4 protein-coding genes are annotated in these 4,615 nt (G+C 63.4%); 1 reads left to right on the top strand and 3 read right to left on the bottom strand.

Annotated features, from left to right (window positions below; all coding sequences use genetic code 11):
- The 3 genes from AC1DSN_RS18665 to tldD all read right to left on the bottom strand — a co-directional run.
- Positions 1-208 (bottom strand): hypothetical protein (locus AC1DSN_RS18665; RefSeq protein ID WP_477332157.1); only part of this gene is annotated, 208 nt, incomplete at its 3' end.
- A gap of 340 nt (positions 209-548) precedes the next feature.
- Complete coding sequence (gene fliD / locus AC1DSN_RS18660; RefSeq protein WP_477295646.1) at positions 549-1,901, bottom strand: flagellar filament capping protein FliD; 1,353 nt, start codon at positions 1,899-1,901, stop codon at positions 549-551.
- 121 nt (positions 1,902-2,022) lie between these two features.
- Complete coding sequence (gene tldD, locus AC1DSN_RS18655) at positions 2,023-3,462, bottom strand: metalloprotease TldD (RefSeq protein ID WP_063571135.1); 1,440 nt, start codon at positions 3,460-3,462, stop codon at positions 2,023-2,025.
- Positions 3,463-3,599: 137 nt separating this feature from the next.
- Between tldD and AC1DSN_RS18650 the strand changes: the two genes are divergently transcribed.
- Positions 3,600-4,615, top strand: a 1,016-nt coding sequence (locus tag AC1DSN_RS18650) for a sterol desaturase family protein (protein ID WP_477332155.1), incomplete at its 3' end; no start/stop codon positions are given.

Here is a 4,615-nt window from a genome sequence, read left to right as displayed (position 1 = left end):
GTGCGTAGACGACCGGGTCATTCGGGTTCTGCACGGCCTGCTTGGTGTATTTCCAGGGTCGTGCGCCGAGATTGATGTCCTGGCGATCCGATGGCGCGAGGGTGACCGCCTGCGCGGTCATCGTCGCGCCAAGGAGTACGGCCGCGAGCAGGCTTGCCAGCCGCCCTCGTCCGTTCGCCCCGCGTTGCAGTATCGGGTGTGTCTTCATTGGGTAGGGGTCCCCCTGTGAGAGCCGCTGAGGGACAGCGCGTTCGCAACACGCACGACGGCACGAGCCGGCGGGAGGAGCTGCCGGCTGTACTGCTGTCGATACGAGGTGAGTGGAGGGATTTAGCCGTCCATACGCTGTCTGCCGGCGGATCATCCGCTTGACTGATGACAGTCACAATACCTTGCGGTCACCTATCAAGGACTTTCGCCACCATACGCTCGCGTTCCGTGACGCAGGTCATATTTGTACGACACTGGATAGAATCGGCCAAGAGGATTCTCCCTCATCGTGCTGAGCTATCGCGACATCCCTCTATCGAGGTATCTCGCGGTGCTCATCACTTCTTCGACAAGGCGTCGAACTGCTGCTGAAGGTAGCTGCTGGTGCTACCGAGCTTGGTCATCATGGTATCCAGCGCAGTGAACTGCTTCGTGGTGCGGTCGACGAAGGACTGCATCGTGATTTCGAAGTTCGCCTGCTTCTTGTCGATATCCTTGGTGCGCGCGTTGAGGTTGGCCGTGCGCTGACTGAGGATGCCGTTCGTCGAGGTCCAGTCGGTGATCAACTTGTCCAGCTTCACGGTGGCACTCTGCGAGCCACTGAGGAGTTCCTGGGTCTCCGCGGGAGAGGTGGCGAGCACCTTCGTCAGCTTGGTTCCATCGAACTTCAACGTTCCGTTGAGCTGGAACGCCACGCCGAGATCGCTCAACGAGTGCGGGCCTGCCGCGTTCCCCGATGTCTTCGAACCGACCAGCGTGGAGATCTGGCTCTTGATGGACGTCACCGTGGCGTCGCCGATCAACGCGCCGACCTGCTGGTTCGTCTGGTCGTACTTGGTCAGCGCCTGGTAGGTCGAGATGAACTGGTTGTATGCGGTGACCAGCGAGTTCAGGCTGGTGGCGACGGCACTCGAATCGGTCTGGATGTCGACCGTGCTGGTGCCGATCTTGGTCAGCGTGAGCGTCACGCCGTCGATCGCCGACGCGACGGTGTTCGTCGGACTCGTCGCCTTGGTATTACCGTCGATGGTGAACTCGGCATCCTGCGCCGCGGTGATCGCGGTGTCCTTCGCCGGGTCGAAGGCGAGTTGCGAGAGATCCGCGTCGCCGTTGGCGGACACCGTGAATGCGTTCTGCTTGCCGGTCGAGGCTGAGGTCAACGTCAGGTGCGCACCGTCCGTGCCCGTGACGATGCTGGCCGTGACACCGGGATTGCCCTGCGCCTTGTTGATCGCGTCGCGGATGTTCTCCAACGAGTTCGCCGGCGGTTTGACGTCGAGGGTCATCGACCTGGCGCCGATAGCGATCGTCAGCGTGCCCGTGCCCACCGCCGCCTTGCCGCCGGCCAACGCCACGGAGGTGGTCTTCTGGGCAGCGGCCAGCCTGGTCACCTCGATGCTGTAGTTGTTGGCACGTGCATCGGGGTCGGCCACGGCCGAGAGCACGGTGGGCTCGCTTATCGAGGTCTTGTGCGCCTTGAAGGCCGAGCCATCCGACAGGGACTTGATCGCCTTCTGCAGATTCGTCAGCGACGCAGTGAAGTTGCCTACCGAGGATATCTTCGTCTTGTTCGTATCTTCCAGCTTCGCCAGCGCCTTATCCGTCGCCTTGCGCTTGTTGTCCGATAGATTCTTGACGATGCCGGCGACGTCGATCGAGCTCGAGCCGAGATTGATGGTATTGGTTGCCACGAGGTTCTCTCCTTGAGAACGCCTGCCCAGGGCGTCGGGATCTTGACGGCGCGGGCGCCGTCACGCTGATATCCCTACTCGCAAGCAATTACGATGCCATCGTAATTTTTTGATCGGGCCCTCAGGACGCGGTGCCGCCGACCGTCATGGCGTCCACCCGCAGCGTCGGCTGGCCGACACCGACCGGGACGCTCTGCCCGTCCTTGCCGCATACGCCAACGCCTTCGTCGAGCTTGAGGTCGTTGCCGATCATCGAGACCCGGGTGAGCACTTCCGGGCCGGAGCCGACCAGGGTCGCGCCCTTGACCGGACGCGTCACCTTGCCGTCTTCGATGAGGTAGGCCTCGCTCGCCGAGAAGACGAACTTGCCGTTGGTGATGTCGACCTGCCCGCCACCGAAGTTCACGGCATACAGGCCGCGCTTCACCGAGCGGATGATTTCTTCCGGCTCACGATGACCCGCGAGCATGTAGGTATTGGTCATCCGCGGCATCGGTAGCTGGGCGAACGACTCGCGGCGACCGTTACCGGTGGACTTCACGCCCATCAGCCGTGCGTTGAGCTTGTCCTGCATGTAGCCCTTGAGGATGCCGTTCTCGATCAGGGTGGTGCACTCCGTCGGCGTGCCCTCGTCGTCGATGCTGAGCGAACCGCGGCGGCCAGGCAGCGTGCCGTCGTCGACGATGGTGACGCCTTCGGCGGCGACGCGCTGTCCAATGCGGCCGGTGAAGGCCGAACTGCCCTTGCGGTTGAAGTCGCCCTCGAGGCCGTGTCCGATCGCCTCATGCAACAGCACGCCGGGCCAGCCGGGACCGAGGACGACGGTCATCGTACCGGCCGGGGCGTCTACCGCCTCGAGATTGACCAGCGCCTGACGCACGGCTTCGTCGGCAAAGCCGTGAGCCCGACCGTTGGCGATCAACTCGCCATAACCGTAACGGCCGCCACCACCCGAATGGCCCTGCTCTCGCCGGCCGTTCTGCTCGACGATGACCTGGATGTTGAGGCGAACGAGCGGACGCACGTCAGCCGCCAGCGTGCCATCTGAGCCGGCGACGAGGATGGTGTCCAGCGTGGCGGCCAGGCTGACCACGACCTGCTTGACCCGCGGGTCGCGAGAGCGCGCGTACGCGTCGATTTCGCGCAGCAGCTTGATCTTGTCTTCGTTGGGCAGGCTCTCCACCGGGTCGATGGCCGGATAGAGACCGCGACCGGTGGTAATCGCCAGCGGCTTGCCCGCACCGGCGCCGCCCTGGGCGATGGCCCGGGCCGCACGCGAGGCTTCGAGCAGCTGCGGCAGGACGATTTCGTCGGAATAGGAGAAGCCGGTCTTTTCGCCCGAGATGGCGCGGACGCCGACACCCTGTTCGATGGAATGGCTGCCGTCCTTCACGATGCCCTCCTCCAGCACCCAGGACTCGCTGCGCGAATGCTGGAAATAGAGATCGGCCGCGTCGATCGAGGGCCCCATGATCTGGGAAAACACGCGATCCAGGTCCGTGGAAGCAAGGCCGCCGGGGGTGAGCAGGCGACGTTCGGCGAGGGAAATCAGGGAGTCCATCAGGTCTGCCGGTAGGAATTCGGGGTAACCCCGGATTTGGGGTCGGATGCGGCCAGCTTAAACCCTCCGGGGCCGGCCAACAGACCGGTCGGGACACAAGTTGCTACGATGTCGTTCAATCCATCGGGACGGACACCATGAGCAAGGGAATCAAGCGCAACTTTGCCCGCCGCGTCGCCACGGCGCCTGTCAGGCGGGCCGAGGCGGTGGTGGACGAAACCCGCGACCTGCTACACAAGAGCGGCGGGCTGTCTCCGGCCAAGGCCATGGTGAGTACGGCTATCGCCCTGTCGCTCGGCTTTCTCTGCCTGCTTGCGGTCATCGCCTTCCACTACCCCCAGTACCTCACCACGCCGGACCTGCGACACAAGTATTCGGTCGACGTGCTCCGCCAGGCCCTGCTCGGTGGCCTGCTTGTCGCCGGTGGCCTCGCCCTTGCGAACGTCATCCTCGGCCGCAAGCGCAATCTCAACATCGCGGCCTTCATCATGGTGATCGCCGCGGTCGCGCTGGGCGGCTCACGCGTGCCGGTGGGGGCCTTCCCCGATCACACGCCGTATATCGGCCTGGACTGGTTCATTCTCGACCTGCTCGGCTCGACCGTCCTGTTCGTGGTGATCGAAAAGCTCTTTCCGCTCTACCGCGGACAGAGCGTCTTTCGCTTCGAGTGGCAGACCGACATGAAACATTTCGCCGTGAACCACTTCATCGTGGGTCTGGCACTGCTGATCGTGAATTTCCTCATCCACCATGCCTTCGGCTGGCTGGTGAGCAGCAAGTTCCAGCAGATGATTGCCGGCATCCAGTTCGTGCCACAGCTACTGCTGTGCGTCCTCGTCGCCGACATGGCGCAATACTGGACGCATCGCGCGTACCACGAAGTCCCCTTCCTCTGGCGCTTCCATGCCGTACACCACAGCGTGAAGACCATGGACTGGCTGGCCGGATCGCGCCAGCACATGCTCGAACTGATCTTCACCCGCGTCTGCGTGCTGGCGCCACTCTATGTGCTCGGCTTCAGCGAGGCGGTGATGAATGCATACATCATCGTCGTCGGCTTCCAGGCGGTGTTCAACCACGCCAACGTGCACCTGCCCTGGGGTCCGCTGAAGTACGTCGTGGTCACGCCGGACTTCCACCACTGGCACCACGC

The sequence above is a fragment of the Luteibacter sp. P4_D7_3 genome, from assembly GCF_056401735.1.
Note: the sequence above shows the minus strand (reverse complement) of the source record. Positions and strands in the feature narration are given on the sequence as shown.

Excerpts from the sequence above, each read along its gene's own strand:
- tldD (WP_063571135.1), bottom strand. The coding sequence starts at position 3,462 with ATGGACTCCCTGATTTCCCTCGCCGAACGTCGCCTGCTCACCCCCGGC.